This window comes from Streptomyces sp. NBC_00443 (genome assembly GCF_036014175.1).
Classification (GTDB): domain Bacteria; phylum Actinomycetota; class Actinomycetes; order Streptomycetales; family Streptomycetaceae; genus Streptomyces.
In genome coordinates, this window is record NZ_CP107917.1 from 7,808,592 (window position 1) to 7,832,886 (window position 24,295).

At 71.4% G+C, this 24,295-nt stretch carries 20 protein-coding genes and 3 pseudogenes; 14 read left to right on the plus strand and 9 right to left on the minus strand.

Annotated elements, in window-relative coordinates; genetic code table 11:
• The first annotated feature begins 116 nt into the window (after positions 1-116).
• A complete protein-coding gene (locus tag OHO27_RS35565; protein ID WP_328429046.1) occupies positions 117-776 on the plus strand; it encodes a TetR/AcrR family transcriptional regulator in 660 nt (219 codons plus the stop codon).
• An 87-nt stretch (positions 777-863) separates the two neighbouring features.
• On the opposite strand, the gene OHO27_RS35570 is transcribed toward OHO27_RS35565, so the two are convergent.
• The gene (locus OHO27_RS35570; protein WP_328429047.1) at positions 864-2,105 is read right to left on the minus strand and encodes a glycoside hydrolase family 18 protein; all 1,242 of its coding nucleotides are present in this window, start codon (positions 2,103-2,105) and stop codon (positions 864-866) included.
• Positions 2,106-2,443: 338 nt separating this feature from the next.
• On the opposite strand from OHO27_RS35570, the gene OHO27_RS35575 reads away from it, so the two are divergent.
• Positions 2,444-3,616 (plus strand): acyl-CoA dehydrogenase family protein, encoded by a 1,173-nt coding sequence (locus OHO27_RS35575; protein WP_328429048.1) that lies wholly within the window; start codon positions 2,444-2,446, stop codon positions 3,614-3,616.
• Here the strand turns inward: OHO27_RS35575 and OHO27_RS35580 are convergent.
• Positions 3,579-3,827 (minus strand): hypothetical protein, encoded by a 249-nt coding sequence (locus OHO27_RS35580; RefSeq protein WP_328429049.1) that lies wholly within the window; start codon positions 3,825-3,827, stop codon positions 3,579-3,581. The two genes, OHO27_RS35575 and OHO27_RS35580, sit on opposite strands and share 38 nt — an antisense overlap.
• 140 nt (positions 3,828-3,967) lie before the next feature.
• Between OHO27_RS35580 and OHO27_RS35585 the strand changes: the two genes are divergently transcribed.
• Positions 3,968-5,071 (plus strand): hypothetical protein, encoded by a 1,104-nt coding sequence (locus OHO27_RS35585; protein WP_328429050.1) that lies wholly within the window; start codon positions 3,968-3,970, stop codon positions 5,069-5,071.
• Between the two features lie 12 nt (positions 5,072-5,083).
• Positions 5,084-6,187 carry a phosphotransferase family protein gene (locus OHO27_RS35590; protein ID WP_328429051.1) on the plus strand — a complete coding sequence of 368 codons (1,104 nt, stop codon included), beginning with the start codon at positions 5,084-5,086 and terminating at the stop codon, positions 6,185-6,187.
• 42 nt (positions 6,188-6,229) lie between these two features.
• On the opposite strand, the gene OHO27_RS35595 is transcribed toward OHO27_RS35590, so the two are convergent.
• The gene (locus tag OHO27_RS35595; protein ID WP_328429052.1) at positions 6,230-6,664 is read right to left on the minus strand and encodes a hypothetical protein; all 435 of its coding nucleotides are present in this window, start codon (positions 6,662-6,664) and stop codon (positions 6,230-6,232) included.
• A gap of 268 nt (positions 6,665-6,932) precedes the next feature.
• Here OHO27_RS35595 and OHO27_RS35600 point away from each other — a divergent pair, with 268 nt between their 5' ends.
• The 4 genes and pseudogenes from OHO27_RS35600 (at position 6,933) to fxsA (ending at position 11,000) form a co-directional block, all read left to right on the plus strand.
• Positions 6,933-7,373 carry an Lrp/AsnC family transcriptional regulator gene (locus tag OHO27_RS35600; RefSeq protein WP_328429053.1) on the plus strand — a complete coding sequence of 147 codons (441 nt, stop codon included), beginning with the start codon at positions 6,933-6,935 and terminating at the stop codon, positions 7,371-7,373.
• A 46-nt stretch (positions 7,374-7,419) separates the two neighbouring features.
• Positions 7,420-9,023, plus strand: a pseudogene (locus OHO27_RS35605) (amidohydrolase).
• A 556-nt stretch (positions 9,024-9,579) separates the two neighbouring features.
• Positions 9,580-10,392 (plus strand): polyprenol monophosphomannose synthase, encoded by an 813-nt coding sequence (locus OHO27_RS35610; RefSeq protein WP_328429054.1) that lies wholly within the window; start codon positions 9,580-9,582, stop codon positions 10,390-10,392.
• Between the two features lie 53 nt (positions 10,393-10,445).
• Positions 10,446-11,000, plus strand: coding sequence for an FxsA family membrane protein (gene fxsA / locus OHO27_RS35615; protein WP_328429055.1), 555 nt, complete (start codon positions 10,446-10,448; stop codon positions 10,998-11,000).
• A gap of 163 nt (positions 11,001-11,163) precedes the next feature.
• On the opposite strand, the gene OHO27_RS35620 is transcribed toward fxsA, so the two are convergent.
• The 4 genes and pseudogenes from OHO27_RS35620 to yczE form a co-directional block, all read right to left on the minus strand.
• On the minus strand, positions 11,164-11,538 hold the full coding sequence (locus tag OHO27_RS35620) for an RNA polymerase-binding protein RbpA (RefSeq protein ID WP_003977404.1): 375 nt from the start codon (positions 11,536-11,538) through the stop codon (positions 11,164-11,166).
• A gap of 278 nt (positions 11,539-11,816) precedes the next feature.
• Positions 11,817-13,202 carry an MFS transporter gene (locus tag OHO27_RS35625; RefSeq protein WP_328429056.1) on the minus strand — a complete coding sequence of 462 codons (1,386 nt, stop codon included), beginning with the start codon at positions 13,200-13,202 and terminating at the stop codon, positions 11,817-11,819.
• Positions 13,203-13,257: 55 nt separating this feature from the next.
• Positions 13,258-14,028 (minus strand): glycerophosphodiester phosphodiesterase, encoded by a 771-nt coding sequence (locus tag OHO27_RS35630; protein ID WP_328429057.1) that lies wholly within the window; start codon positions 14,026-14,028, stop codon positions 13,258-13,260.
• A pseudogene (gene yczE, locus OHO27_RS35635) lies at positions 14,025-14,758 on the minus strand (membrane protein YczE). The gene OHO27_RS35630 and the pseudogene yczE overlap by 4 nt, the downstream one beginning before the upstream one ends.
• A 30-nt stretch (positions 14,759-14,788) precedes the next feature.
• Between yczE and OHO27_RS35640 the strand changes: the two are divergent.
• Positions 14,789-16,288: an SCO1417 family MocR-like transcription factor gene (locus tag OHO27_RS35640; protein ID WP_328429058.1), complete on the plus strand. Its 1,500-nt coding sequence runs from the start codon at positions 14,789-14,791 to the stop codon at positions 16,286-16,288.
• A gap of 179 nt (positions 16,289-16,467) precedes the next feature.
• Here OHO27_RS35640 and OHO27_RS35645 read toward each other — a convergent pair whose 3' ends face one another.
• Both OHO27_RS35645 and OHO27_RS35650 read right to left on the minus strand, forming a co-directional pair.
• Positions 16,468-18,078 (minus strand): ATP-binding cassette domain-containing protein, encoded by a 1,611-nt coding sequence (locus OHO27_RS35645; protein WP_443059731.1) that lies wholly within the window; start codon positions 18,076-18,078, stop codon positions 16,468-16,470.
• Positions 18,079-18,141: 63 nt separating this feature from the next.
• A complete protein-coding gene (locus OHO27_RS35650; protein WP_004002760.1) occupies positions 18,142-18,336 on the minus strand; it encodes a hypothetical protein in 195 nt (64 codons plus the stop codon).
• A 318-nt stretch (positions 18,337-18,654) separates the two neighbouring features.
• On the opposite strand from OHO27_RS35650, the gene OHO27_RS35655 reads away from it, so the two are divergent.
• From OHO27_RS35655 to OHO27_RS35675, 5 genes and pseudogenes are all read left to right on the plus strand, one after another.
• Complete coding sequence (locus tag OHO27_RS35655; RefSeq protein ID WP_328429059.1) at positions 18,655-19,047, plus strand: ankyrin repeat domain-containing protein; 393 nt, start codon at positions 18,655-18,657, stop codon at positions 19,045-19,047.
• A gap of 300 nt (positions 19,048-19,347) precedes the next feature.
• Entirely contained in the window at positions 19,348-20,766 is a 1,419-nt protein-coding gene (locus OHO27_RS35660; protein ID WP_328429060.1) for a HEAT repeat domain-containing protein, read from the plus strand.
• 199 nt (positions 20,767-20,965) lie between these two features.
• On the plus strand, positions 20,966-22,096 hold the full coding sequence (locus tag OHO27_RS35665; RefSeq protein WP_328429061.1) for a glycosyltransferase family 4 protein: 1,131 nt from the start codon (positions 20,966-20,968) through the stop codon (positions 22,094-22,096).
• Complete coding sequence (locus OHO27_RS35670; RefSeq protein WP_328429062.1) at positions 22,093-23,304, plus strand: glycosyltransferase; 1,212 nt, start codon at positions 22,093-22,095, stop codon at positions 23,302-23,304. The genes OHO27_RS35665 and OHO27_RS35670 overlap by 4 nt, the downstream gene beginning before the upstream one ends.
• Positions 23,301-24,146, plus strand: a pseudogene (locus tag OHO27_RS35675) (SGNH/GDSL hydrolase family protein); the annotation flags it as partial. The gene OHO27_RS35670 and the pseudogene OHO27_RS35675, both read left to right, overlap by 4 nt.
• Positions 24,147-24,295 lie beyond the last annotated feature (149 nt).

The following is a 24,295-nucleotide window of genomic DNA, read 5'->3' on the forward strand; positions in this document are numbered from 1 at the left end:
TTTACCGACTCTGCTGGAGAGCGGCTTCACCAAAGTCGATCAGACTCGAACGAGCAGCTGGTGTACCTCTGCCATACTGCGGATGTCCTGCCGCCCGTTGGATAACAGGGTCGAAATTGAATATCAGTCAGCAGCGCGACGTGGCCCGCCCCCGGGCCCGCGGCACCGAGCGCTCGATGGCGCGCCGTGCCGAACTCATCGTCATCGGGCGGAAGCTGTTCGCCGACACGTCGTACGACGCGCTCTCCATGGACGACATCGCCCGGCAGGCCCATGTCGCCAAGGGGCTCATCTACTACTACTTCCAGTCCAAGCGAGGCTACTACCTCGCGATCATCCAGGACTCCGTCGCCGACCTGGTCACCTTCGCCGCGAGCGGCCTCGAACTGCAGCCCGTGGACCGCGTCCACCGCACCATCGACAGCTACCTCCGCTACGCCGAGCACAACCAGGCCGCCTACCGCACCATCGTCAGCGGCGGCGTCGGCTTCGACACCGAAGTGCACGCCATCCGGGACGGCGTGCGCGGAGCGATCGTGGCGACCCTGTCCGAGGGTGCGTACGGCCGTACCGACATCGCCCCGCTGGCCCGGATGGGTCTGCTCGCCTGGGTGTGCAGCGTCGAGGGTGCCACTCTCGACTGGATCGACCGCCCCGAACTGCCCCGCGAGACCATGCGCGAACTGCTGGTCAAGACCCTCGGCGGCGCCATGCGCGCCATCGAGGAGATGGACCCCGCCTACCCGGCACCGGAGCCGGCCCGCCGCGACGGCTGACCCGGCCGGGCCCACGACAAGCGGCCGGGCGCACGACAAGGGGCGGAGGTCTCGTGGTCCTCCGCCCCTGGCCCCCCGTGCGACCGGCTAGTTGATCGCCTTGATCAGCTCACCGCCCGTCGTGTCCCCGCTCAGCTCCCAGAAGAACGTCCCGCCCAGCCCCTGCTGGTTCTTGTACGTCATCTTCGTCGCGATGGTCGCGGGGGTGTCGTAACTCCACCAGTTGTTCCCGCACTTGGCATACGCGGTGCCGCCCACCGTCCCGGTCGCCGGGCACTTGGTCTTGAGGACCTTGTAGTCCTCGATGCCCGCCTCGTAGGTGCCTGCGGCCGCCCCGGTCGCCGTGCCGCCGGGCGCCGCCTGTGTGACGCCCGTCCAGCCGCGGCCGTAGAAGCCGAGGCCGAGCAGCAGCTTGGACGACGGGATGCCGAGGCCCTTGAGCTTGGCGATGGTCGCCGAGGTGTGGAAGCCGGCCTTCGGGATGCCGGAGTAGGAGTTCAGCGGGGAGTGCGGAGCCGTCGGACCGGTCGCGTCCCAGGCCCCGAAGAAGTCGTACGTCATCGGGTTGTACCAGTCGACGTACTGCGCCGCGCCCGCGTAGTTCGCCGCGTCGATCTTGCCGCCGCTCGTCGCGTCGGCCGTGATCGCCGCGGTGACCAGGTTGCCGGAGCCGAACTTGGCGCGCACCGCCGACATCAGGTTCTTGAAGGCCTCCCGTCCGCTGGTGTCGCAGGTGGCCCCGCAGGCGTTCGGGTACTCCCAGTCGATGTCGATGCCGTCGAAGACGTCGGCCCACTTGGAGTTCTCGACCAGGTCGTAGCAGGACTGGGCGAAGGCGGCGGGGTTGCGGGCCGCCTCGCCGAAGCCGTTCGACCAGGTCCAGCCGCCGAACGACCACAGGACCTTAAGGCCCGGGTGCTTCTTCTTGAGTTCGCGCAGCTGGTTGAAGTTGCCGCGCAGCGGCTGGTCCCAGGTGTCGGCGACGCCGTCGACGGACTCGGCCGCGGTGTAGGTGCGTTCGGTCGCGGCGTAGTTGTCGCCCATGGCGCACTTGCCGCCGGTGACATTGCCGAACGCGTAGTTGATGTGGGTCAGCTTGGCCGCGGAGCCGGACGTCTCGATGTTCTTGACGTAGTACTTGCGGTCGTACGTGCCCCATTCGGTGAAGTAGCCGACGACCTTGGAGCCGGCGGCCAGTTTCGGCGCCGAGGGGGCGGGTTCGGCCGTGGCGGTGCCGGCGCCGGCGAGCAGCCCGGCGCCGAGGACGGCCGCGCACGCGGCGGACACAAGCGCCCGGAACCGGACGCGGGGGCGGTGCGAAGTGTGCATCGGGGGGTCTCCTCCGTGGGGGAGAGGGGAGCTGGGCCGATTGGCATGAACGCGATGATGTGAACCGTTCCGCCAAGGTAGGAGGACTAGACCAGTACGTCAATGGTTCGGACCAATTTCGATGCCCCGGATAACTTGCTGGATACTTCTTGGAGTGAGCGGTCGTTAACTGGTGACCGAGTGCCTCCGATCGGGCATACTCACAGGGCACAGCCGCTGGTCAGCAGCTTTCGAGACCCGGAAATTGCGAGCATCGGACTGGCACCAGTGAGACCCGGCGGCGCCGCCACACCCAGGGCGTACGTCCGCCGACGTGCCCGACAGGGAGGATCGTCGACATGCCCGACCGCGCCCCGCAGCCGGTGGACCGTCAACTGCCCACGGACGAGGCCCGGGATCTGATCTCGCTCGTCCGCGACATCGCGCAGCGCGAGATCGCCCCGAAGGCGGCCGAGGAGGAGGACGCCGGACGCTTCCCGCGCGAGGTCTTCACCCTGCTCTCGGAATCGGGACTGCTCGGCCTGCCCTACGACGTCGAGTACGGCGGCGGCGACCAGCCCTACGAGGTCTACCTCCAGGTCCTCGAGGAACTCGCCGCGGCCCGCCTCACCGTCGGCCTCGGCGCCAGCGTGCACACCTTGGCCTCTTACTCCCTGGCCGCCTACGGCACCAAGAAGCAGCAGGTCGAGCACCTGCCCGCGATGCTCGGCGGCGGACTGCTCGGCGCGTACTGCCTGTCGGAACCGGCGTCGGGATCGGACGCCGCCTCGCTGCGCACCAAGGCGGTGCGCGACGGCGACGACTGGGTGATCACCGGCACCAAGGCCTGGATCACGCACGGGGGCATCGCCGACTTCTACACGGTCCTGGCGCGCACCGGCGAGGACGGCCCGCGCGGCATCACCGCCTTCCTGGTGCCCGGCGACGCGGAGGGGCTGAGCGCGGCGGCGCCCGAGAAGAAGATGGGGATGAAGGGCTCGCCCACGGCCCAGGTCCACTTCGACGGGGTCCGGGTCGGCGACGAGCGGCGCATCGGCGACGAGGGGCAGGGTTTCGCGATCGCGCTGTCCGCGCTGGACTCCGGACGGCTCGGCATCGCGGCCTGCGCGATCGGCGTGGCCCAGGCGGCGCTCGACGAGGCGGTGGCGTACGCGACCGAGCGCCGGCAGTTCGGCAAGCCGATCGCCGACTTCCAGGGCCTGCGCTTCATGATCGCCGACATGGCGACGCAGATCGAGGCCGGCCGCGCGCTCTACCTGGCGGCGGCGCGGCTGCGTGACGCCGGCCGGCCGTTCTCCAAGCTGGCGGCCATGGCCAAGCTGCACTGCACCGACACGGCGATGAAGGTCACCACCGACGCCGTCCAGATCCTCGGCGGATACGGCTACACCGCGGACTTCCCGGCCGAGCGTTACATGCGCGAGGCCAAGGTCCTGCAGATCGTCGAGGGCACCAACCAGATTCAGCGGATGGTCATCGCCCGTCACCTAGCAGGTCCCGAGGGACGCTGAACTGACCGCGCTTGACCTGCGGCGCCGCGAGCCGGATCCACTCCGGGTCGTGGTGCCCGGGCAGGGTGCGGCCACGGTCGGCCCAGGTGCGCATCAGCTCGCGGTAGATGGGCGGATCCGGCTGCTGCGGAGGCGCCGGCGCAAGCGTTCCTGCGGGCCGCGGAACGAAGATGCGGCGCTGCGGTCCGGTCGCCGAATAGGTGGGGGGCATACCAGGGCAACGCGGAGGTGGGCGGACAAGTCACCGCTCGCCGAAATCGGGCGTGAGTTCACGGACGTCCGGCTCACTCTCTGGTCACGTACGGCTGCCTGACGTACCGTCAGCCCAGCCCGCCGCCAGGGAGGTCAGCCATGGCCGACGACCACCGTCCCGTACCGCTCGACGAGTACCCGGTGCACCAGGTGCCGCTGTCCATGAGGTACGTCGCGACCAGCGACCGCAACGCCTACGACCGCTGCATCTTCCACGTCCTCGACCACGAGGGGCGTGCCCTGCTGATCCTCGGACTCGGGGTGTACCCGAACACCGGGGTGATCGACGCGTACGCCACTCTGCGGGTCGACGACACGCTCCACGCGGTGCGGGCCTCGGACGCCCTCGGCGAGGACCGGATGCGGCTCGCCGTCGGACCGCTGCGGATCGAGGTCGTGGAGCCGCTGCGACGCCTGCGACTGACGTGCGACGACGACGAGTTGTCGTACGACATCACCTGGACCGCCGACTTCCCGGCCCTCTGGGAACCGCACCACCTGCAGCGCCGCGGCGACCGGCTCACCCTCGAAGGGCGCCGCTTCGTGCAGGCGGGTGGCGTGCAGGGTGTGGTGCGCGCGGGTGGTGCGGAGTTCCGCGTCACGCCCGCCGAGTGGACCGGCACCCGCGACCGCAGCTGGGGCGTGCGCCCCATGCCCGGCGAGGAGGGCGGGCGGTTCGCCGAGGAGCACCCGACGGAGGGCTTCCACTGGATCTGGTGCCCGGTGCGCTTCGAGGACCGGTTCCTGATGGTGATCGTCCAGGAAGACGCCGACGGCCACCGCTCACTGAGCGAGGCGACGATGGTCCGCCCCGGCCACCGCGACCGCCAACTGGGCTGGCCCCAGGCCGAGATCGGCTACCGCTCGGGCACCCGCCACCCGGAACGCGCCCTCATCCACCTCGGAGACGTCCGCAAGCCGCAGGAGCTGGAGGTGGAGGTCCTCACCTCCACCCCGCTCGCCGTCGGCGCAGGCTACCCGCCCGCGGACGACTGGCAGCACGGCATGTGGCGTGGGCGCGGATGGACCGACCGGCGCACCTACGACCTCACCGAGGCCCACCCGTTGGCCGCGTACGGCGTCACCGACCACGCCGCGCGCTTCCGGCTGGACGGCCGGGTCGGCCACGGCATCTTCGAGCACGGCTCGTTCGGACGGCACGACCCGAGCGGGTTCGCGGACTTCAAGTCGGTCGCACCGTAGGGGGTTTGCAGCATGGCAGCCACGGCACCCCGGCCCCGCCCGCGCACCACCACCCGCGACCCGGAGGAGGTCACCCGCCGTCTCACCGCGTGGCTCGCCACCCGACTGCCGGGGGCCAAGGCGGTCGGCGTCACGGCCCCCGAGTCCAACGGCATGTCCAGCGAGACCCTGCTCTTCGACATCGAGCACCCCGAAACACCGGTGCGCGCCTGCGCGTTGCGGCTCGCGGCGGATCCGGCGGCGTACACCGTCTTCCCGGTGTACGACATGCCGCGCCAGTACCGGACCCTGCGCGTCGTCGCCGAGCACACGGATCTGCCCGTGCCGAGGGCGCTGTGGCTGGAGGAGGACCCCGGCCCACTCGGGGCGCCCTTCTTCGTCATGGAGCGCGTCGAAGGGCGCGTGCCGCCGGACGTCATGCCCTACACCTACGAGGGCAACTGGCTCCACGCCGCGAGCGACGAGGAGCGCGAGTGGCTGGAAGGGGCCACCATCGGGCTGCTGGCCCGACTGCACGACCAAGTGCCCCCGCAGAACGTCGAGTTCCTCGCCCTCCCGGGCGAGGGTGACGCACTGCGGCGGCATGTCACCGCTCAACGCGACTACTACGAATGGGTGGTTGACGGACTCGCCCGCTCACCGCTCATCGAGGACGCGTTCGACCGCCTGGAGGAGCTCTGGCCGAGCGATCCGGGAGCACCCGTGCTCAACTGGGGCGACGCGCGCATCGGGAACGTCATCTACGACGGTTTCGAGCCCGCCGCCGTGCTCGACTGGGAAATGGCGGCACTGGCCCCGCGCGAGGTCGACCTCGGCTGGACCGTCTATCTGCACCGCTTCTTCCAGGACCTGACGGCCGCCTTCGGACAGCGCGGTCTGCCCGACTTCCTGCGCCGCGACCGCGTAGAGGCCCGCTACGCCGACCTCACCGGCCACACGCCACGCGACATGGACTTCCACACGTTGTACGCCGCCCTGCGGCACGCCGTCGTCATGCTGCGGATCGCCTACCGCCAGGCCTACTTCGGCGAAGTCGCCGTCCCGGCGGACCCGGACACACTGATCCTGCACCACGGCAGCCTGCGAGCCATGGTGCAGGGCAGCTACTGGAATTGAGCGATGCGGCGGTCGCCCCGCGCGGGGCGGGGCGGGGTGCGCTCAGGCGGCCTGGCCCCGCATGTCCGGGACCCGGATGGGACGCGAGCCCGGGCCGCCGACGTGCGAGAAGGGCTGGGTCCGCCAGTCCAGTCCCTGAGGGAGCGTCAACAGCAGGGCGGTGTCCTGCTCGTGGGGCTCCTCCGACTCGTCCGCGGAGCGGGCCTCGGAGGCCCTGCGGCCCGTACCGGCGCAGACCGTGAGGCCGAACGGGTTCCACGGAGAGGCGCACAGCGCGTGCTCCGGCAGGACCTCCTCGTCCGCCAGCAGGGCGATGGGCTGCGCGCAGTCCGGGCAGATCACCCGGTACATCTCGAACGTGTCGTACGCGTCGAGTTCGTCGTCGAAGGCGTCGGGTTCGACGCCCTCCGGAGCGGGCTCGTCGACCGGCTGGAGCCGCTTGGGTGCGGTACGACCAGGGCGCTTAAGACTCTGCATTGGGTTCTCCCCCTCGAGCTGGGCCGTGAAGGCACTGCGGCCTCGACCACAGCAAGCACTTCCCGTCCGGTCTCGGCGGTAATCACGAGAACATCACGGAGCCTGTTCGAGGCCTGTGGCGTTCGTCACATGCCGCTCGCAGGTGCCCGTGGCGGCCGGTTTGTCCCTCAGTCGGCTCACCGCAGCCTCTCGGAGACATCACAAACCGGGCATGACCTGGGCTGCTCGGGTATCCGGGGAGATCAGCCGCACTGTAGGTTCTTGCGCCATGGAGGAGCTGGACCGACAAATCGTGCAGCTGCTCGTCAAAGACGGGCGGATGAGCTACACCGACCTGGGCAAGGCCACGGGCCTGTCCACGTCTGCCGTGCACCAGCGGGTGCGCCGGCTCGAGCAGCGCGGCGTCATCCGCGGCTATGCCGCGGTCGTGGACTCCGAGGCGGTGGGGCTGCCCATGACCGCCTTCATCTCGGTGAAACCGTTCGACCCCAGCGCCCCCGACGACATCGCGGACCGGCTGGCCGGGGTGCCCGAGATCGAGGCCTGTCACAGCGTCGCCGGCGACGAGAACTACATCCTGAAGGTCCGTGTGGCCACGCCGCACGAGCTGGAGGAACTGCTGGCCCGGCTGCGGTCGCTGGCCGGGGTTTCGACCCGGACCACCGTGGTGTTGTCCACGCCCTATGAGGCTCGGCCACCCAAGATCTAGTGCCCCCTGTCCGGGGCGGTCGGCGCGAGGCGCGAGACTGTTCTCCATGAGTCAGCGCAGCGCCGAACCGAAGACCGTCCTTCTCCGCCGCGGGGAAGTCCACAGCCCCGCCGATCCCTTCGCCACCGCGATGGTCGTCGAGCGCGGACAGGTCGCCTGGGTCGGCTCCGAGGGGGCCGCAGATGCCTTCGCGGACGGTGTGGACGAGGTCGTCGATCTGGACGGTGCTCTGGTCACCCCCGCGTTCACCGATGCGCATGTGCACACCACCGCCACAGGCCTCGCCCTGACCGGCCTCGACCTGTCCGGCGCACCCTCCCTGGAGGCGGCCCTCGCCCTCGTACGGGACTTCGCCGCCGCCCGGCCGAACGACCGCGTACTGCTCGGTCACGGCTGGGACGCCTCGCGCTGGCCCGGCGGTCGTCCGCCGACGCGTGCCGAGCTCGACGAGGCCACCGGTGGCCGCCCCTGTATCTCTCCCGCATCGACGTCCACTCGGCGGTCGTCACCACAGCCCTGCTGGACATGACGCCCGGCGACCTCGGCGCGGCGGACGCCCCGCTCGTCGCCGGGGCCCACCACGCCGTGCGCGCCACCGCGCTGGCCGCCATCACCCCGGCCCAGCGCACCGAGGCCCAGCGCGCCGCCCTCGCCCACGCCACGTCCCTCGGGATCGGCACCGTCCACGAGTGCGGCGGGCCGGACATCTCCTCCGAGGACGACTTCACCGGCCTGCTCCGGCTCGCCGCCGAGGAAGCCGGCCCGCGGGTCGTCGGCTACTGGGCGGAGCAGGATGTCGACAAGGCGCGGGAGCTGGGTGCGATCGGCGCGGCCGGTGACCTGTTCGTCGACGGCGCCCTCGGCTCCCACACCGCCTGTCTGCACCAGCCGTACGCCGACGCCGCCCACACCGGCACCGCCTACCTGGACGCGGCTGCCGTCGCGGCCCACGTCGCGGCCTGCACCGAGGCCGGCCTGCAGGCGGGCTTCCACGCGATCGGCGACGCAGCCGTGACCGCCGTCGTCGAGGGCGTCCGCGCCGCCGCCGAGAAGCTCGGCCTCGCCCGCATCCGCGCCGCCCGCCATCGCGTCGAGCACGCCGAGATGCTCAGCCCCGACACCATCGCGGCCTTCGCCGAGCTGGGCCTGACCGCCTCGGTGCAGCCCGCGTTCGATGCGCTGTGGGGCGGCGAGGAGGGCATGTACGCCCAGCGCCTCGGCGCCGAACGCGCCCGCTCGCTGAACCCCTTCGCGGCCCTGCTGCGCGCCGGCGTACCCCTCGCCTTCGGCTCAGACAGCCCCGTCACGCCCCTCGACCCCTGGGGCACGGTCCGCGCGGCCGCGTTCCATCACACGCCCGAGCACCAGGTGTCCGTGCGTGCCGCGTTCACGGCGCACACGCGCGGCGGCTGGCGGGCGATCGGGCGCGACGACGCGGGCGTCCTGGTGCCGGGCGCGCCCGCCGACTACGCCGTGTGGCGCACCGGCGAACTGGTGGTCCAGGCCCCCGACGACCGGGTCGCGCGCTGGTCCACCGACCCCCGCTCCGGCACCCCCGGCCTGCCCGACCTGACCCCCGGCCGGGAACTCCCGACCTGCCTGAGCACGGTTGTGGGCGGACGAACGGTCTTCGTACGGCCGGGCGAGTGATCTCCCGGGGTGGCGCGAACCGGATCGATCCGCTCCGCCCCGTCGCGCGACCTGCGCATCCTCTGCGCTGACCAGGGAATTGGGCGCATTTTCGCAGGTCAAACGGCTGTTGACAGGCGGAGGCCCGAGGCCGGTAGGTTCGGCCGAGTCCACCACCGGACGCCCGACCGGGGAACCGCGGAACTTCCGGGAACCCGTCGCAACGCCGCTGGGTCAGGGACGGTGTGCCGTACCGGGGCACCGTCACTGGGAGCCAGGCTCAGTGCCCGCGCGGCGACGACGGAACGTTCCGGCCGGTCGGGGAGGTGTGACCCGGGTGGGGCCCGGGCGCTCAGTAGACAACGGCTTTCGGTCGACCCGCAGCCAGCGGGTCCCAGGTCGGCCCGAAGGGCGCCGGGCCCCCATCCGCAGGAGGCGTGCCCCGGCGTACGGATGCGCAAAACCCACGCTTACCCGGCTCTTGCGGAATCGACACCGCCATACGAACGTGCTGTCACGTCAGCGCAGGCCGCGCCCACTATGGTGGACGTCTGCGTACGGATGTGAAGGGGCAGCAGTGAACGACGGCGACGGGACCCTCGCGGCTCAGGACCGGGGGAAGCGGTTCGGGCCGCTCGGCACGGCGTTGGTGATCATTCCGACCTACAACGAGGCGGAGAACATCAAGAGCATCGTCGGCCGGGTCCGCAAGGCGGTCCCCGAGGCGCACGTGCTCGTCGCCGACGACAACAGCCCCGACGGCACCGGCAAGCTCGCGGACGAACTGGCCGCCGAGGACGACCACGTCCAGGTCCTGCACCGCAAGGGCAAGGAGGGCCTCGGCGCCGCGTATCTCGCGGGCTTCCACTGGGGCATGGACAACGGGTACGGCGTCCTGGTCGAGATGGACGCCGACGGCTCCCACCAGCCCGAGGAGCTGCCCCGTCTGCTGACCGCCCTCAAGGGCGCCGACCTGGTCCTCGGCTCCCGCTGGGTACCCGGCGGCCGGGTCGTGAACTGGCCCAAGTCCCGCGAGTTCATCTCCCGGGGCGGCAGCCTCTACTCCCGGCTCGCCCTGGACCTGCCCCTGCGCGACATCACCGGCGGCTACCGCGCCTTCCGCCGCGAGACCCTCGAGGGCCTCGGCCTCGACGACGTCGCCTCCCAGGGCTACTGCTTCCAGGTCGACCTCGCCCGCCGCGCGGTCAAGGCCGGCTTCCATGTCGTCGAGGTGCCGATCACCTTCGTCGAGCGCGAGCTCGGTGACTCGAAGATGAGCCGCGACATCCTCGTCGAGGCGCTGTGGCGGGTCACCTCGTGGGGCGCGCGGGAGCGGGTGGGCAAGCTGCTGGACCGCGCGAAGTCGTCGCCGCCGGCGCGACGCTCGTAGCGGCCCATCGGCCTCTTATCCCGCTCTGAGCCGAGGCCAGGCACACTGGACGCATGACGACTGGCGCTCCGCCCCCCACCTATCCCGCCCGGCCCCGGCGCTCCCGGCTGCGTACGTTCCTGCCGCTGGGCATCGCCGCCTGGCTGGTGCTGGAGATCTGGCTGCTGACCGTGGTCGCGGACGTGGCGGGCGGGCTCACGGCGTTCCTGCTGCTGCTCGCCGGCCTCGTGCTCGGTTCGGTGGTCATCAAGCGAGCGGGGCGACGCGCCTTCCAGGCGCTGAACGAGGCGCTGCAGCGCGGCGGCACCCCGGAGCGCGGCGGTGGCAACGGCCTGATGATGCTCGGCGGCCTGCTGATCATGCTGCCCGGCCTGATCTCGGACGCGCTGGGCCTGATCCTGCTGATTCCGCCGGTCCAGAAGGCCGTGAGCGGCTACGCGGAGCGGACGTTCGAGCGGAAGCTGCGTGAGGCGGACCCGGGTTCGTTCGGCGACGCCTTCCAGCAGGCCCGTATGCACCGGCCCGACGGCAAGGTCGTGCAGGGTGAGGTCATCAGGGACGAGCCCGGGGACGCGCCGCAGGGGCCGAGGCCGCCGCTGAGCAGCTGACCTGAGCAGCTGAGGTGATCCGGGGGCGAAGCCCCCGGATTTTCTTGATCACCCGTCGGCCGTAGCCCCTCGTCCAGGAGCAACGCACGAAACCGCAGGTGCCGTACGTCAAGCTGACGTACGGCACCTGCGGTTCTTGGCGTGTGTTGTTTGCGGCGTCCCGCTACGCGGACTTGCGGCTGTCCCGGGGATGAACCGCGATGTTCATCGCCCCGGAACGCAGAACGGCAAGCCGTTCCTCGAGGACCTCTTCGAGTTCCTCGCGGGTACGCCGCTCCATCAACATGTCCCAATGCGTACGCGCGGGCTTGGCCTTCTTCTCCTCAGGGCCGTCGCCGTCCACGAGGAGTGCCTGGGCCCCGCAGACCTTGCACTCCCACTCCGGCGGGATCTCCGCCTCGACCGAGAAGGGCATCTCGAACCGGTGCCCCTTCTCGCATGCGTACTCCACGGCCTGGCGCGGGGCCAGGTCGATGCCGCGGTCCGTCTCGTAGCTGGTCACCACGAGGCGCGTGCCGCGAAGAGCTCGCTCACTCATGAATCGTGCCTCCCGGGCTTGTCGCCCACAGGACAGGTGTCGCTGTCGTCGTCATCCGGTCAACGTCCGGTCGGCGGTAAAGATTCCCGTCCCGTGTCCCGTTCTGGGTGATGCGTCGCCGTCGTAGCCGCAGCCTTGCTGACCAATGTCGTACCCACCGGCGCCCGGTTTGTCACATCTGCTAGCAGATGTAACCCAGCGTTTCGGCATCTTTGACGCGCAGTAACGGTACGCCTGGCAGGCCAAACGCGTACACTACCGCCCTTTGACTCGGAACGCTAAATCGTGGTCGGCACCGGATTGCCCGCGTCGCTGATCGCCCGGCGCACCGGAACCCTCGCGAGCAGGGCGAACCCGATGACGAAGAAGGCGACCAGGGAGATGATCGCGTCCCGATAGCTTCCGGTCAGCTGGTAGGTGATCCCGAACAGCAGCGGGCCCAGCCAGCTCATGCCCCGGTCGCTCATCTCGTATGCCGCGAAGTATTCGGCCTCCTTGCCCGGCGGGACGAGATGGGAGAACAGGGACCGGGACAGGGCCTGGCTGCCGCCCAGGACCAGTCCGATGCCGGCTGCCAGCACGAAGAACCAGACCGGCGCCCCGGCCGGCAGGAAGTACCCGGCCGCCAGCGTCACCGTCCACGCGACCAGCGAGCCGAGGATCGTCCGCTTCGCCCCGTAGATCCGGGCCAGCCGCCCCATCGCCAGCGCCCCCGCCACGGCCAGCACCTGGACCAGCAGGACGGCGCCGATCAGGGTCGACTGTCCGAGGCCCAGTTCTTCGGAGCCGTAGATCGACGCCTGGGAGATCACCGTCTGGATGCCGTCGTTGTAGACGAGGTAGGCGAGGAGGAAGGCGAGCGTCAGCGGGTGGCGGCGCATGTCTCGAAAGGTCGCCGCCAGTTGCCGGAAGCCCTGGGTGATCGGCTTCCCGGCCGCCTGCGCGTCCGTCGCGCCCGCTTTCGCCGGGTCCTCGGCGGACCTGCGATCGCGCAGTCGGCGCAGCGGGATGATCGCGAACGTGCCCCACCACAGACCGGCGGAGGCGAGGCAGATCCGGACGGCCATGCTCTCGGAGACGCCGAAGGAGTCGTGTGCCAGGTACAGGACCAGGTTCATGACCAGCATCAGCGAGCCCGACGCGTAGCCGAAGGCCCAGCCCCGGGAGGAGACCGCGTCGCGTTCCTCGGGCGGTGCGATCTGCGGGAGGTAGGAGTTGTAGAGCATCATCGCGACCGACTGGGCCGCGTTCGCGACTATCAGGAGCAGGCCGCCGAGCACATAGCGGTCGCCGTCCAGGAAGAACATGGCCGTCGTCGCCGTGGCCCCCAGGTAGGCGGCGGCAGCAAGGAGGGGCTTCTTGCGGCCGGTGCGGTCCGCTGCCGCGCCGACCAGGGGCATCACCAGGACGGCCACGATCACCGACAGGGACACCGAGTACGCGAAGAAGGAGCCCGCCCGGACCGGGATGCCCAAGGGATGGACGAACCCGTCCGCGTCCGCCGCCTCCTCGGCGACCGACGTCAGATAGGGGCCCAGAAAGACCGTGAGCACGCTCGTGGAGTAGACCGAGCAAGCCCAGTCGTAGAAGTACCAGCCGCGCTGCTCGCGCCGGCGCCCGGCGGCATCGTCGGCCGCCTCCGTCCGCACGGTGTCGGTGCCCACCCGCGCCCTCGCTCTTCCGTGATGATCCCGCGCGCGGGTGGAGTCCGGACGGGGGTCAGACCCAGAGGCCCCGGTCCTCCATGACCTTGCGCAATGTGTCGATGTGATCGGTCATGATGCCATCGACTCCCAGGTCCAGGAGCCGGTGCATCGCATCGGGATCATTGATGGTCCACACGTGCACCTGCAGCCCGCGCGCGTGGGCGGCGCGTACGAAGCGGTGGTCCACCACCTGGATCCCGGACTGCGTCTCGGGCACCTGCGCGGCGACCGCCGAGCGGCGCAGCGCGGCGGGCACGCCCCAGGAGCGCAGCCGCAGATTGAGCACGCCCCGGGTGCCGTACGACGTCGCCAGGCGCGGTCCGGCCAGTCGCTGGGCGCGGATGACGCGTGCCTCGGAGAAGGAGCCGACGCAAATGCGGTCCCAGGCGCCTGTGCGCTCGATCAGGTCGAGGAAGGGGTGGAGCGACGGCTCGGCCTTGAGGTCGACGTTCCAGCGCACGTCGGGAAAGGTCTCCAGGAGCTCTTCGAAGAGCGGCACCGGCTCCTTGCCCGCCACGCGCGCGTCCTTTACGTCGCCCCAGGGCAGGTCGGCGATCCGGCCGGCCCCGTCCGTCACCCGGTCCAGGGTCGCGTCGTGGAAGGCGACGAGCTTGCCGTCGCGCGTGGCGTGGACGTCGGTCTCGATGTACCGGTAGCCCATGTCGACCGCGCGCCGGAACTGCAGCACGGTGTTCTCCAGGCCGTCCGCGGCCCCGCCCCGATGGGCGAAGGGGATCGGTCCGGGGTGGTCGAGATAGGGGTGGCGTATACGCGTGGTGCTCACGGACGCAGTATCGCGCGCCGGGGTTGCCCGGTGGCAACGACCGTGCTGCCGTCCGATGCCGACGGGACGGCGAACACACGCAGGAAGAGCTGGGCGAGGGGCCGATGGACACCGCGTACAGGAGCGTGCCGACACCGACGGTGCCGCCCAGGGCGAAGCCGGTCACGACGACCACGATCTCGACGGCCGTGCGCATCAGGCGGATCGAGCGGCTGGTGCGCAGGTGCAGGCCGGTCATCAGGCCGTCCCGGGGGCCCGGTCCGAAGTGGGCGGCGATGTAGAGGCCGGTGGCCGCGCCGTTGAGCAGGATGCCGGCCAGGAGGAGGGGGATCCGTACGGCCAGGGAGTGCGCCTCGGGCAGCAGGGCGAGCGTGCCGTCCATGGCGATGCCGACCACGAAGACGTTGGAGACCGTGCCGAGGCCCGGGCGCTGGCGCAGCGGGATCCAAAGGAGCAGCACCGCCGCGCCCACGATGATCGAGACGACGCCGATCGTCAGGCCGGTGCGCTCGGCGAGGCCCTGGTGCAGCACGTTCCAGGGTTCCAGGCCGAGGCCGGCCTCGACGAGCAGTGCCGAGCTCGCGCCATACAGCGCGAGCCCGATGTAGAGCTGTGACAGTCGCCGTACGAGATGCCGCTTTGTGGTCTCTTGTGTGGACAAGGCGTGCCCCCTGTGGTGGTAGTGGCCTGCTGCGTGACACCCTGTGGCTTGGGAGGCGCAGCCCTCCATGGCCAATTCGGGGAAGGTGGACTGGAAATCATGGCGCAGTGGACTTCTGCGGTGGGTGCCGCGCAGCTTGCCCGGCTTCTCACGTCCCAACAGGACCGTCCCGCCGGCCCCGGCAGCAAGCGCCCGCCCGCCTATAGGGCGCTGGCCGACGGTATCCGGCTGCTCGTCCTGGAGGGACGTGTCCCGGTCGCCGCGCGGCTGCCCGCCGAGCGTGAGCTGGCCCTCGCGCTGTCCGTGAGCCGTACGACGGTGGCGGCGGCGTGTGAGGCGCTGCGCGCCGAGGGCTTCCTGGAGTCCCGGCGCGGGGCAGGCAGCTGGACCGCCGTACCGGCCGGGAACCCGCTGCCCGCGCGGGGGCTGGAGCCGCTGCCGCCCGAGGCACTGGGCTCCATGATCGACCTGGGCTGTGCGGCGCTGCCCGCGCCCGAGCCGTGGCTGACCCGTGCCGTGCGGGGCGCCCTGGAGGAGCTGCCGCCGTACGCCCACACCCACGGCGACTATCCGGCCGGGCTGCCCGCGCTGCGCTCGACGATCGCCGACCGGTACACCGCGCGCGGGATTCCGACCATGCCCGAGCAGATCATGGTGACGACCGGGGCGATGGGCGCCATCGACGCGATCTGCCATCTGTTCGCGGGCCGCGGTGAGCGGATCGCGGTCGAGTCGCCGTCGTACGCCAACATCCTCCAGCTGATGCGGGAGGTGGGTGCCCGGCTGGTGCCCGTCGCCATGGCCGAGGGGCTGGCCGGCTGGGACATGGACCGCTGGCGGCAGGTCCTGCGGGACGCCGCGCCCCGGATCGCCTACGTCGTCGCCGACTTCCACAACCCGACCGGGGCGCTGGCCGACGACGACCAGCGCAGGCGGCTGGTGGACGCGGCGCGGTCGGCGGGGACGGTGCTCGTCGCCGACGAGACGATGAGCGAGCTGTGGCTCGATCCGGACATCGAGATGCCGCGGCCCGTGTGCGCCTTCGACCCCGCGGGGTCGACCGTCGTCACCGTCGGGTCGGCCAGCAAGGCCTTCTGGGCGGGGATGCGGATCGGCTGGGTGCGGGCGGCTCCGGATGTGATCCGCAGCCTCGTCGCCGCGCGTGCGTACGCCGATCTGGGGACGCCGGTTCTGGAGCAGCTGGCCGTGAACTGGCTGTTCGGTACGGGGGGGTGGGAGCAGGCGGTGGACCTGCGGCGCACACAGGCCCGGGAGAACCGGGACGCCCTTGTCACGGCCGTGCGGCGGGAGCTGCCCGAGTGGGAGTTCGCGGTGCCACGGGGCGGGCTCACGCTGTGGGTGCGGACGGGAGGCCTGTCGGGGTCGCGGCTCGCGGAAGTGGGGGAGCGGGTGGGGGTTCGGGTGCCGTCCGGGCCTCGGTTCGGGGTGGACGGGGCCTTCGAGGGGTATGTGCGGTTGCCGTTCACCGTGGGGGGTGCGGTGGCCGAGGAGGCCGCGGCGCGGCTGGGGGCGGCGGCGCGGTTGGTGGAGAGCGGGGCTTCTGGGGGCGGCGATGCGGTGAGGCCGTTCGTGGCGTGAGCGGTGTGTGTGGGGTGACGTTGGGGGGCGACATTGGGGTGGGACGCTCGCCCGCGCCCACCCGTGCTACCCGGCGGCACAGGGGCTACGCAGGGGCTACGCAGGGGCTGCACAGGGGTTGGCAGGCTACGGCGGGCGGCCGGCCCGCGGCAGTGCTGTGCGCGACCGCCGCCTCGCTCCTACGAAGTCTCGGCCACCACTGCCTCCGCCGGTACCGGCTCCGGCTGCTGTTCCGGCTTCTCCAGCTGCGGCAGTACCTCCGCCTCCACCGGCGTCGTCCGCTCCGGCAGCAGGTCCAGTACCGCCTGCCGGTGCGCGTCGCTCGTCGCGTCGTCGTACGGGTCCGGGGTCGCCGGCACCTGGAGGCGGTGGACGGGGCCGGTGCCGAGGCGGGCGTAGCCGCGGCCGGGTGGGACATCGGCGACCGGGGTGGTGTGCGGGGGAGCGCCCAGAACGGTCCGCAGCTGCTCCGCCGTCGCGGGGCCGAGCACGACACGCGCGCGTGTGTGCTGTCGTACCGCTTCGGACAGGGCGTCCATGGCGTCCCACTGCTCGGCCACGACCACCGTGACACCCACTGCGCGGCCGTGCCTGAGCGGGACCTGGAGCAGGGACTGCGGGTCCTTGCGGTGGTCCGCCGCGGCGAGGTGGGTGAACGCGGTCGGGCGGTCCAGGAGGACCCACAGCGGGCGCTTGGTGTCGTCCGGGGGCGGGTTGCCCGCCTGGCGGGCGCGGTTCACGGCGATCAGGCGGCGCTCCGTCTCCGTAGCCGCCCACTCCACGCTCGCCAGCGCCCCGGACAGCCCGCACTCGACCGCCAGGACGCCGTCGCGCCCGATCAGGCAGGCGTACTCGCCGGTGCTGCCGCCCTCGACGATGACGACGTCGCCGTACTGCAGGGCCTGCAGGGCGATCGAGCGCAGCAGGGTCGAGGTGCCGCTGCCGGGCTGGCCCATGACCAGCAGATGGGGCTCGGTGGAGCGGATGCCGGTGCGCCAGACGACCGGCGGTACGTCGCGCTGCTCGACGCCGTGGGTGAGCGGGAGCGTGCGCTGGACGTGGGTGGGGTCGGTGAAGCCGAGGACGGTCTCGCCGGGGGTCGTGACGAAACGCTGTGCGGCGATGTCGGTGGGCAGCGCGGCCAGGACGGTGACCGTCAGCTCGTTGCCCTCCTCGTCCCAGGCGAAGTGGTACTCCCGGCCGCGGCCGGACTTCGCGGTCAGCAGGTGCTCGATCCGCGCGCGGGACTCCGCCTCGCCGTCGGTGAAGTAGGCCGGGTACCGGATCAGCAGGCTGCTGACGCGGCCCGTGCCGTCGAATCCGAACTCCGGGAAGGCCTTCTCCCACTCGCCGCCGTGGGTGTACAGCGGGGCCGGGTCCTCGGCGGCCGAGAAGTACGGGACCAGGGCCTCGTACAGCGCCCTCAGCCGCTCCGTCTGGGACTCGTCGGGTCCCTCGGGCGTCGAGGGCTTGCGGTCCCGGCCCTGCCAGGCTGCCGCCGTCATCACGCTGATGACGGCGAGCAGCGGCCCGTACGGAACCAGCGCCACGACCAGGATCACCGAGGCCACCAGGAACAGCAGCGGTCCGCGTTTGTCCTTGGGGGTGTCGGCCCACTTGCGCCGCCCGGCCGAGGCCAGCCGGCGCAGACCACGGGTGATCGTGATCAGTGGGTGGAGGACGTCAGAGGCGCTGTCGCCCGCCGTCCGGGCCAGCTCCCGGCTACGGGCGAACTGCGCCCGGGCCAGCTCCCGGCTTCGGGTGATCTGCGCGCTGCCGGTGCTCAGGATGCGGGGGAGGGGCGGCGGGCCACTGCTGTCTCCTACAGGTGCGTACGGGCGGGTGGGGCGGCGTCAGAACTGGATGCCGCCCAGCAGGCTCGCCAGGCTCTCGCCGCCGGCCTTGATGCTCGGGGCGATGGCCGTGCTTGCCAGATAGAAGCCGAACAGGGCCGAGATCAGGGCGTGCGAGGCCTTCAGCCCGTCCTTGCGGAAGAAGATGAAGACGACGATGCCGAGCAGAACGACGCCTGAGATGGAGAGGATCATGTGAGTGCTCCTGGTTCGGTGGGGACAGTCACCATGAGTACTTCCAGGCTCACAGGATGTATCCATACGATAAAAGGTGCAACTGGGTGAAATTCGTCAGATTTCCTTCTGTTGGCGGAGTGTCCTGAGGCGGATGAGCTTGGGTGTTGCGTCCCGCCGTGTCTGCGATGATCTTTGCCGCGAGCGCGTCAGGTCATGTGCCGCGCGAGCCAGTACCCTGGCCAATCACTCGTACGGCCGAGCACCGCTCGCGGTCGTACCCGTGCTCCCGGCAGTTCCCAGCAGTCCCCGTGTACGTAGTGAGAGGCGGTCCGGCCGATGACAGATGCCCCCGACCCGGAGGTCGTGGAGCTGGCGACCAAGATCTTCGATCTGGCCCGGCAGGGGCAGACCGAGGCGCTCGTGGCGTACGTCGACGCGGGCGTTCCGGCCAACCTCACCAATGACCGCGGCGACTCTCTTGTGATGCTCGCCGCCTATCACGGTCACGCCGAGGCGGTGCGCGCCCTGCTCGCCCGGGGTGCCGAGGCCGACCACGTCAACGACCGAGGCCAGACGCCACTCGCCGGTGCCGTCTTCAAGGGGGAGACGGAAGTGATCAAGGCCTTGCTGGAGGGCGGCGCCGACCCCGCCTCCGGAACGCCGTCGGCCGTCGACACGGCCCGGATGTTCGCCAAGACGGAACTGCTCGAACTGTTCGGCGCACACTGATCCGAATGTTCTGACCAGCGAAAACGCAGAAAACGGGGGAGGCGGTACAGGGCCGCCGAAATTTCGGTCGCGGCAGATGGAAGTGCCGAGTCATCATGACGTCGTGATTCACGGACGCGATGGCTGGGCAGGTGTTGCCGCACCGCGCGGGCCGTGATCGGTCCGCATGGGCCACCGACGAGAGGCAGAGGAAGATGGTCTACAGCAAGCAGGAAACGGCGGGCGCCCCGACGTGTTGTCACGCGGCCAGGTGAAGCAAGAACCCCGGTTGCGTCGACGCTTGATGTGAGGCTGTTTCCCATGTTCGAACCGGTCATAGCGCCCAGCGGTACGCTGCTCGGCCTGCTTCAGCGGGGCCGCGGCGACGGCACACTGCACGCGCTCACCGCCCCGCGCGCCGAAGCGCTCGCGGCCCTGAACCACTGTGTGCTGCGGGACCCCCGCCACGACTGGCAGGTGGAGAACCGCTCCCTGTACTACGCCCGTCTCTACCTAGACCTGAACGGCGAGCTGGACGAGATCGAGGCCCACCTCTTCGACGTCGAGGACGCCCTCGACGCCGAGGAGTCACGCACCGGGCTGGCCCTGGCCGTCCTCGGCCACCTCGCCTCGTACGGCAGGCTGGACGCCCTCGCGCTGCTGCGCAGGTATGCAGCCTCGGGCTCCAACTGGGCCTGGGCCCTGGACGAACTCGCGCTCCGGGACGACGACGCGGGGCTGCGTGCCCTCGCCGCGCCCGTGCTGGCACGGTTCCCGGCCGATCCCCAAGGCGAGGCCGAGCTTGCCGCCGTAGTGCGCGATGCTTTTGAGCCACGGCCGTGGCGGCTGTGGGCCGAGGATCCGCGCGAATCGATCGCCACGCGTGTGCGTGCCGCTCACGAAGCCGGCTGTTTCGACCGCTGGCAGCGGCAGATGCGACCTACCGGGCCCCGTCCGGGGTGGAGCGTGCAGGCGGTCTTCGAATGGGCCCAGCAGGGCCTCGAGCGCGGAGCCGCGCTCCATGTGCCCGCCGCGCGGTGTCTCATGGCCGTGGCCGGCCCCGAGGACCGTCCCGAGATCGTCGCCGCCGCCGTGGACGGCACCGACGGAGCCCGCTGCACCGCCCTGCGCTACCTCGCCGACAGCAACGACCCGGATGCCCTCGACCTGATCGAGGCGGCCGTGATCACCGGCACCTCGGCGGTCGTGGACGCGGCCCTCGACGCCTACGAGCGGATGCGCAGCGTCGCTGCCATCGACCGCGCGCGCGGCTGGGCCAGGCGGCCCGATCCGCTCGGCGCCGCCGCCGGACGGATGCTCGCCTGCTTGGGCGGAGCCGAGGACAAGGACCTGGTTCTGGCGGCGCTGCGCGAGGCCGTACGGGGCGAAGGTCCCGACGCCCCGACCCTGTGGACCTTGGTCGACGGCACCGGACGGCTCGGCATCTCCTGCGCGGCCCCCGTTCTGCGTCATATCTACCGGGAGACGGCGTCCTCCCATCTACGGGGCCGCACCGCTCGCGCACTCGCCGCCACCGACCCGTCCTACGCCTCGGGATTCGCCGTCGAGTGCCTCTGGGACTGCGAGGAGACCACCCGCGAGATCGCCGCCCGGCACGCTGAGACCGGTGACACGCGCGTCGTCGAGCGACTGCGCCGGCTCGCCGCCGATCCGGCCGAGGAGGCCGAGGTCCAGACGGCCGTACGCAGCCGGATCGGACCCGACGCGATCGCCGGCTGATCACCGGCCGGGACATGTGACCGCACTGTGAACGTCCGCGGAGATCCGCCCGCAAGGTGAACTCGGGGTGGCCGACGGGTCAGGTGTGCATGGCCGGAACCTGACCCGTTCGGTCGCGGAGCGGAACGCTCATGGGACGTTTCTTGTTTGGAAAGATCCACGTTGACGCGGCCACGTCCAGCACGGCGACAACACCGGTATGCGTGTCGTCATCGTGACCGAATCCTTTCCCCCCGATGTGAACGGCGTGGCCCACTGCGCGCTCCAGACCGCCCGACACCTCGTCGACCGCGGTCACGCTCCCCTCGTCGTCACACCCGCTCCCGCTCCCGGGAACAAGGCAGCCGCCGCCCTGGCGCCCTGCCCCGTCGTCCATGTCCCCTCCCTTCCGCTCCCCGGCTATCCCCAGGTCAGGGTCGCGCTCCCCAGCAGGCGCCTGGCCGCCGCGCTGATCCAGCACCAGCCGGACATCGTGCACCTGGCCAGCCCCTTCGTCCTCGGCGTCCGCGGCATGGCCGCCGCCGCCCGGCTCGGCATCCCCGCCGTCGCCGTCTACCAGACCGACCTGGCCGGATACGCCCGCACGTACATGGGCGCCGGCGAGGCAGCGGCCTGGCGGCGCATAAGGTCCGTCCACTCCGCCGCCGACCTCACCCTCGTCCCGTCCAGCGCGTCCATGAACGACCTCGAGGCCCATGGGGTGCCGCGGCTCAAGCTGTGGGCACGCGGCGTGGACACCGCGCGTTTCCGCCCCGAGCTGCGCGACGAGAAGCTGCGCCGGGAACTCGCCCCGAACGGCGAGGTCATCGTCGGCTACGTCGGGCGGCTCGCCCCGGAGAAGCACATCGAGCTGCTCTCCGGTGTGTGCGGCCTGGCGGGCGTGAAGGTCGTGATCGTCGGTGATGGGCCGAGCCAGCCCGCGCTCGCCGAGGCGCTGCCCGGCGCGGTCTTCCTGGGCCGCCGCGGCGGGGACGACCTCGCCCGGATCTTCGCCTCGTTCGACATCTTCGCCCACACTGGCCCGTTCGAGACCTTCTGCCAGACCGTGCAGGAGGCCATGGCGAGTGGCGTGCCCGTCGTGGCGCCGGCCGCCGGCGGTCCGCTGGACCTGGTCGACCACGGCCGTACCGGGCTGCTGGTGCCGCCGCGCGACGCCGACGCCGTACGGGACGCCGTGCGTTCCCTGGTCGCCGACCCGGCGCTGCGGGCCGCGTACGGGGCCGCCGGGCACGCCACGGTCGATGGCCGCACCTGGGCGGCCATCGGCGACCAGCTCATCGCTCACTACGAGGCCGTGCTCAAGGCGCGGAGGCCGGCGGTGGCGGTATGAATTCCTCGGTGAACTCCTCAGGCAACCCGTCCGTGAACCCGCCGACTGACACCGGGCTGCGCATCGTCCGGCTGGCGAACTTCGTCGCCCCCGCCTCCGGAGGGCTGCGCACCGCGCTGCGCGAACTGGGCAAGGGCTTCAAGCTGGCGGGCCACGATCCCGTCCTCATCGTGCCGGGCGAGAAGTACAGCGACTGCGAGACCGAGCAGGGTCGCGTGATCACCCTGCCCGGCCCGATGCTGCCCGGGACCGGCGGCTACCGCGTGCTCGTCGACAAGCGGCGGGTCGCGGCCCTCCTGGAGGAGCTCGCCCCCGACCGGCTGGAGGTCTCCGACCGGACGACGCTGCGGTGGACCGGCAAGTGGGCCCGCCGCGCGCGGGTTCGCGCCGTGATGGTCTCCCACGAGACCGCCGACGGCGTCCTGCGCACCTGGGGTCTGTCGGAGAACATGTCCCGGCGGGCCGCCGACGCCATCAACGTCCGTACCGCCCACACCTACTCGAAGGTCGTGTGCACCACCGAGTTCGCCGAGCGGGAGTTCGTACGGATCGGCGCCCGCAACGTCGTCCGGGCTCCGCTGGGCGTCGACCTGATGAACCGACGGCCCACCCTGCGGGACGCGGCGCTGCGTGAGACCCACGCGCGTGCGGACGAGAAGCTGCTCGTGATGTGCTCCCGGCTCTCCGTGGAGAAGCGGCCCGGCACCGCGCTGGACGCCCTGGAGTCGCTGCGCCAGCGCGGCGTGCGAGCGGTGCTCGTCGTGGCCGGCAACGGGCCTCTGCGGGCGGGCCTGGAGAAGCGGGCGCAGGAACGCGACCTGCCGGTGACCTTCCTCGGCCATGTCGCCGACCGCAGCCTGCTCGGCGCGCTGCAGGCCTCCGCCGACGTCTGCCTTTCCCCCGGGCCCGCCGAGACGTTCGGGCTTGCCGCGCTGGAGGCCATGGCCTGCGGCACGCCTGTCGTGGCGAGCGCGTCCTCCGCGCTGCCGGAGGTGATCGGCTCCGCCGGAGCCACCGCGGCGGACAACGGCGACGCCTTCGCGGACGCCGTGGAGATGCTGCTCGACCGTCCCGAGCGCGAGCGCCGCGAGGCGGCACGCGCGCGTGCGGAGTGCTTCGGCTGGGGCACGGCGGTGGACGGCTTCCTCACCGCGCACGAAGCAGCGGTGCCGGTACGTCCCTTCGCCCGTGCGGAGGGCGCGGCATGAGACCGCTCCGCTATGTCGCTCTCGGGGACTCGCTGACCGAGGGGGTGGGCGATCCCATGGGGAACGGGTGGCGCGGCTGGGCCGCGCTGCTCGCCGGCGGACTGTCCGAGCCGGCTGCCGAGTTCACCAACCTCGCGGTCAGCGGGGCACAGACGCGGGACGTGCTGGAGAAGCAGCTGCCGACGGCACTGTCCCTGCGGCCCGACGTCGCGTCCGTCCTTGTGGGCGTCAACGACACGCTGCGCAGCACCTTCGACATCGAGAAGATCGCCGAGCGCCTCGACAAGGTGTACGCGTCCTTCACCCGTCAGGGCACGGCCGTGCTCACGGCATGCCTGCCCGACCCGGGCACCATGCTGGGACTCCCGGGGGTCCTGGGCAGCCCGCTGGCTCGTAGGCAGCGGGCCGTCAACACGGTGGTCCACACGTTGTCCGAGCGGTACGGGGCGCTGCATCTGCACGCGGTCGACGACTCCTGGATCATGCAGCGCGCCATGTGGAGCTCGGACCGGCTGCACCCCGGGGAGCGCGGGCACCGGCAGATCGCCCTGCGTTTCCACGCGATGCTCGCGCACCGTGGCCTCGCGACGCAGACGCCGCCCTCGCCCGAGCCCGATTTCGCGCCGCCCACCAAGTCGGCGAGCCTGCTGTGGCTGGCCACCGCCGGTACCGCCTGGATGATCCGGCGCTGCAACGACCTGCTGCCGCAGCTGATCCGACTGGCCGCCGTCGAGATGCGGCACCGCGCGAAGGGCACCAGCGATCGGCTCGACCTGCGCGCGGCGCAGTCGGTGTCCAGGGCGCTGGCCGTGCTGTCGATGCCGGACGGGATGGCGTCGGCCGGGCAGCCGTCGGTGTCCGAGCCGGCGGCGTCGTCCGGGCAGCCGTCGGTGTCCGAGCCGGCGGCGTCGGCCGGGCACGGGTCGCTGTCGCTGTCCGACACGATGGCGTTGCCCGAGCATCCGACGGCGCCGGAGCATCGTTTGGCGGC

Coding starts and splice junctions, on each gene's coding strand:
- OHO27_RS35570 (WP_328429047.1), bottom strand. CDS start 2,105: ATGCACACTTCGCACCGCCCCCGCGTCCGGTTCCGGGCGCTTGTGTCC.
- OHO27_RS35575 (WP_328429048.1), top strand. CDS start 2,444: ATGCCCGACCGCGCCCCGCAGCCGGTGGACCGTCAACTGCCCACGGAC.
- OHO27_RS35580 (WP_328429049.1), bottom strand. CDS start 3,827: ATGCCCCCCACCTATTCGGCGACCGGACCGCAGCGCCGCATCTTCGTT.
- OHO27_RS35585 (WP_328429050.1), top strand. CDS start 3,968: ATGGCCGACGACCACCGTCCCGTACCGCTCGACGAGTACCCGGTGCAC.
- OHO27_RS35590 (WP_328429051.1), top strand. CDS start 5,084: ATGGCAGCCACGGCACCCCGGCCCCGCCCGCGCACCACCACCCGCGAC.
- OHO27_RS35595 (WP_328429052.1), bottom strand. CDS start 6,664: ATGCAGAGTCTTAAGCGCCCTGGTCGTACCGCACCCAAGCGGCTCCAG.
- OHO27_RS35600 (WP_328429053.1), top strand. CDS start 6,933: ATGGAGGAGCTGGACCGACAAATCGTGCAGCTGCTCGTCAAAGACGGG.
- fxsA (WP_328429055.1), top strand. CDS start 10,446: ATGACGACTGGCGCTCCGCCCCCCACCTATCCCGCCCGGCCCCGGCGC.
- OHO27_RS35620 (WP_003977404.1), bottom strand. CDS start 11,538: ATGAGTGAGCGAGCTCTTCGCGGCACGCGCCTCGTGGTGACCAGCTAC.
- OHO27_RS35640 (WP_328429058.1), top strand. CDS start 14,789: ATGGCGCAGTGGACTTCTGCGGTGGGTGCCGCGCAGCTTGCCCGGCTT.
- OHO27_RS35650 (WP_004002760.1), bottom strand. CDS start 18,336: ATGATCCTCTCCATCTCAGGCGTCGTTCTGCTCGGCATCGTCGTCTTC.
- OHO27_RS35655 (WP_328429059.1), top strand. CDS start 18,655: ATGACAGATGCCCCCGACCCGGAGGTCGTGGAGCTGGCGACCAAGATC.
- OHO27_RS35660 (WP_328429060.1), top strand. CDS start 19,348: ATGTTCGAACCGGTCATAGCGCCCAGCGGTACGCTGCTCGGCCTGCTT.
- OHO27_RS35665 (WP_328429061.1), top strand. CDS start 20,966: ATGCGTGTCGTCATCGTGACCGAATCCTTTCCCCCCGATGTGAACGGC.
- OHO27_RS35670 (WP_328429062.1), top strand. CDS start 22,093: ATGAATTCCTCGGTGAACTCCTCAGGCAACCCGTCCGTGAACCCGCCG.